The 3,650-nt window shown below is 70.7% G+C and carries 4 protein-coding genes; 1 reads left to right on the top strand and 3 read right to left on the bottom strand.

The window, feature by feature from the left end; translation table 11 throughout:
• On the bottom strand, positions 1 to 395 hold a 395-nt coding region (locus tag OXU42_17345), incomplete at its 3' end, for a hypothetical protein (protein MDE0031154.1).
• A gap of 134 nt (positions 396 to 529) precedes the next feature.
• On the opposite strand from OXU42_17345, the gene OXU42_17340 reads away from it, so the two are divergent.
• Complete coding sequence (locus tag OXU42_17340; GenBank protein MDE0031153.1) at positions 530 to 1,930, top strand: integrase family protein; 1,401 nt, start codon at positions 530 to 532, stop codon at positions 1,928 to 1,930.
• 62 nt (positions 1,931 to 1,992) lie between these two features.
• Here the strand turns inward: OXU42_17340 and OXU42_17335 are convergent, their stop codons facing one another.
• Both OXU42_17335 and OXU42_17330 read right to left on the bottom strand, forming a co-directional pair.
• Complete coding sequence (locus tag OXU42_17335; GenBank protein ID MDE0031152.1) at positions 1,993 to 2,232, bottom strand: hypothetical protein; 240 nt, start codon at positions 2,230 to 2,232, stop codon at positions 1,993 to 1,995.
• A 474-nt stretch (positions 2,233 to 2,706) separates the two neighbouring features.
• A partial coding sequence (locus tag OXU42_17330) for an autotransporter outer membrane beta-barrel domain-containing protein (protein MDE0031151.1) occupies positions 2,707 to 3,650 on the bottom strand: 944 nt, incomplete at its 5' end.

Here is a 3,650-nt window from a genome sequence, read left to right as displayed (position 1 = left end):
TCGATCGTGTCGGCCTGATCGAAGTATGCCCCCAACTCGCCGCGGAGCCGGACGGTCTCGTCGGACAATCGCCCCGCGATTTCCCTGACCCTCTCGGCCTCCTCCAGCTCGCGCCTCTGCCGGGCGAGGTTCCGTTCCAGGAAGCGGACCTGCCTGCGAAGCGACCGGATCGTCTCGTTCTGTGTCTGCGAACTCTCCCGGGCCTTGCGAAGCCGGGCGTCCCTTGCGGAAAGCGATGTCTGCGCCGCTCGCGCCGTCTTGCGGTGCGCCGCGGCCTCCTTGCGCAACCCGGCGATCTCGCTGCGCAGGGACTCGATTGTGTCGTCGTTACGGGTCTGCGACCGCTGCAGCGCCTTGGCCGACCGGGCGTCTGCAGCATGTTCGCGAATCGCCATGCGCCCCAGTGTAGCGCATCCCGAAACGCGTTACCAGTCCCCGTTCAAGACACCTGCGTACCTCTCGATGGGTGTAAATGATGGCGAACCCAACCTATGGAACATCACCCGATGAACGAAGGATTACTACCCCCATGGACACCCTCGAACCCAACACCGCCAAACGCACCGCCAGGCTCAAGACCACCCTGACCAAGCGCGCCGTCGAGGCCCTCAAGCCCGACCTCAAGCCCTGGATCGCCTGGGACGATCGCCTCACCGGCTTGGGCGTCAGGGTCCAGCCCTCCGGCGCCAAGACCTTCGTCGTCAACTACCGCTCGGGCTCCGGCGGCCGAAAGGCTCCCAACAAGCGCGTCACCCTCGGGCGCTTCGGCCGCATCACTGCCGAACAGGCCCGGCGCATGGCCCAGGAACTGCTCGGCAAGGTCGCCTCGGGTGAAGACCCCGCCCAGGAGCGGGCCGAGGCCAGGGGCATGCCCACCCTCGCTCAAGCCTTCGAGGACTACCTACGCGCCAATCCCAGGCGAAAGCCCCGCACCGTGGAGATGTACCGCATGAACCTCAGGGTGTGCTTCGGCGACTGGCTCTCCCGTTCCCTTGAGACCATCGACCGGGGCGACGTGGAGACCCGCTTCCACCGGGTCACGGAGCGTCACGGCTGGGCCACCGCCAACCAGGCCGTCTCCATGCTGCGCTCCATCTACCGCCGCTCCAGCATCGACCACGAGGGGCTGCGGAACCCCGTCGAGCTTTGGATAGCTGGCGGTGGGCGACTCAACCGCAACCGCCGGCGGCGCATCTCGTCCCCGGCCGAAGTGCTGCCGCGCTGGCGCGCGGGGGTGGAGGCCGTGGGGCTCCCGCCCGACCACCGGGACATCTTCACCATCGGAGCCTGTACCGGCATGCGCCTGGGCGAGGTGGTCTCGCTCCGCTGGGAGCGCATCGACCTGGAGCGCGGCATCCTGCGGGTGGAGGAGACCAAGACCGGCGAGCCGCTGGAGCTTCCGCTCACCCGACAACTCGCGGCCGTGCTGGAGCGGCGCCGGGCCGGGACCAGCGGGGCGGCGGTGGAAGGTTGGGTGTTCCCCTCGCTCACGAGCGCCACCGGCCACCTTACGGGCCTCCACCGCTACCATGTGGACATCAGCAAGGCGGCCGGCACACGCTTCTGGTTCCACGGTCTGCGGAACGCCTTCATCACCGTTGCCGAGCGCGACCTCATGCTCCCCCGGCCCCTCACCAAGCGGCTGGTGAACCACGCCCGCGACGACGACATCACCGAGGGCTACGCCGCCGACTGGACCGTCGAGCAGCTCCGCGAGCCCGCACAAGCCACCGCCGACCGCATCGAGGCTCTGATGAACACATCCGTTCCCACGGGAGATATGCGTCCAAGGGGGGAAGGGGCGACGCGGGCCGGGCTGACGGCGGCGGCGCTCGCCGCCTTCCCTGTTGTCTGGAATCGAGGGCTCGCTACAGCCGAAACCGACACGCGCTTGTCGTCGATATCTGAAGCCCAACGCACCAAGGGGTAGTGTAGCGCGTTTTGGGCGTTGTGTGGCGGCGTTTCGACTTCAAGGCGAACGGAACGATGCGGTCACGTCCTGGTTGCCATGTCCCGGTACTGCTTCAGTATCGTCCTGCCGCGCCGGCGTCTGCGCTTGACGCGCGTCCGCATCCAGCCGTCCGACCAACCAGTCTTGCGCGACCCGCTCGGCGCCCCAGAGCCGCACGCGATCTCGCGCTGCGTGAGCCCTTCCGCCTCGCTCTCCAGCGCCAGCAGAAGCTCGCCGTCCCCCGTGCCCGCCCCCGCCGAGGGACCGGCAGGCCGGACCACACGTCCTCGATGCGCGCCACGTCGCGCTCCACGACGAGGCGCAGCCCGCCGTCCTCGAGGAACACGGAACCGGCGGGGAAGCGGACCTGCATCGAGCGGCCCGGCTGCTCGATCCTCAGCATCAGCGTGCCGTCGTCGAGCCGAAGCCCCGACAGGACGGCGCCGCCCTCGGCCGCGAGCCGCACCAGCGGCGCCGCGTCCGGCTCCACCCGGCCGTCGATGACACCGGCGCTCACCCAGAAGGGCGCGAGCGGCTCCGGAGACCGGGGTCTTCCCAGGCCAGCATGCCCCAGCGCAGGGCGCCGGTATCGGCGGCGGTTCTCAGGCGGACCGGGAACGGCACCCGCTCCGGCAGGCCGGGCGTCGGGTTGCGCCGATCCCATGCCTGACGATACGCCTTGCTCGCGCGGAAGAAGCGCCAAGCCCTGAGCGCATCCCATCCGCTGACCCGCCGCGGCATGTGTCAGGCGACGCTCACCAGCGAGCATTGACTTCGAATCCGACGGCATGCTCCGCTTCGGTCGTGTCGCTCTCCCGGCGCGTCGCCTTCACCCCGAAGGAGAGGTCGGGCGCGTTCGTCGCCTCCGGTGCGAGCCGCCAGCCGAGGCTGTAGTCGCGTGCGCCGGTCGCAAGCCCGAGCCCCATATGCGGGCTGCCGGTCCAGCGCCCGCCGAAGGCCGGCAGCCCGTAGGCCGCCTCCACCGCCCAGCGCGAGGTCGCCTCGCCGCCGCCGGTGCGGTCCTCCAGCGCCGCCGGCTGGAACAGCGCGTCGAGACCGCCCGTGGCCCGGCCGCCGAAGTCCTGGCGCAGGCTGAGCGACGCGCCCCGCTTCGTCGCCGGGGCCGGATCCCAGGCCAGCGCGGCCGAGAAGCCCCGGTCCTTCAGGTCGTCGTTGCCGTGCGCCAGCAGCGTGCGCCCCGAGACATCGAGCGACAGGCCCAGGCCCGGATCGGTCCACTTGACGCCGCCGCCGAGCTCGACCCCGAAGCCGGTCTCCGCGTCGCCGCCGTCATGGCGCGCGCCCACCTCCAGCTTCGGCACGAGGCTGCCGCCGTCCTCCAGCGCAACATGGTAGCTGCCCTCCAGGCCGACCCTGAGCCGCGTCACGTCGGAGTCCGACGCCGCGAGGTCGCGGGTCTTCTCCGAGGAGGTCCGCGTCCACAGCGCGTCCGAGGTCAACGCCAGCGCCGGGCCGGAACCTTCCTGCGGGGCTTCGAGCAGGTCGCCCCGCAAGCCCGCCGCCGCCATGCTCCAGCTCGTGTCGGCGCTGTAGTTGCCGCCCAGGGCGGTCTTCAGCGTCACGCGGCCTGAGCCGTAGCCGGCCGCGCCCCAGAGCTTCAACCGCTCCGAGACCTGCAACGCCGCATAGGGGACCGCCGCCGTCAGCGACGCCTCCACCTTGCCGTCGCCCTCCCGCA

Source organism: Deltaproteobacteria bacterium (genome assembly GCA_028818775.1).
Classification (GTDB): domain Bacteria; phylum Desulfobacterota; class Binatia; order UBA9968; family JAJDTQ01; genus JAJDTQ01.
The sequence above is the reverse complement of the archived record's forward strand: the minus strand, read 5'-3'. Positions and strand labels throughout refer to the sequence as shown.

Coding starts and splice junctions, on each gene's coding strand:
- OXU42_17340 (MDE0031153.1), top strand. CDS start 530: ATGGACACCCTCGAACCCAACACCGCCAAACGCACCGCCAGGCTCAAG.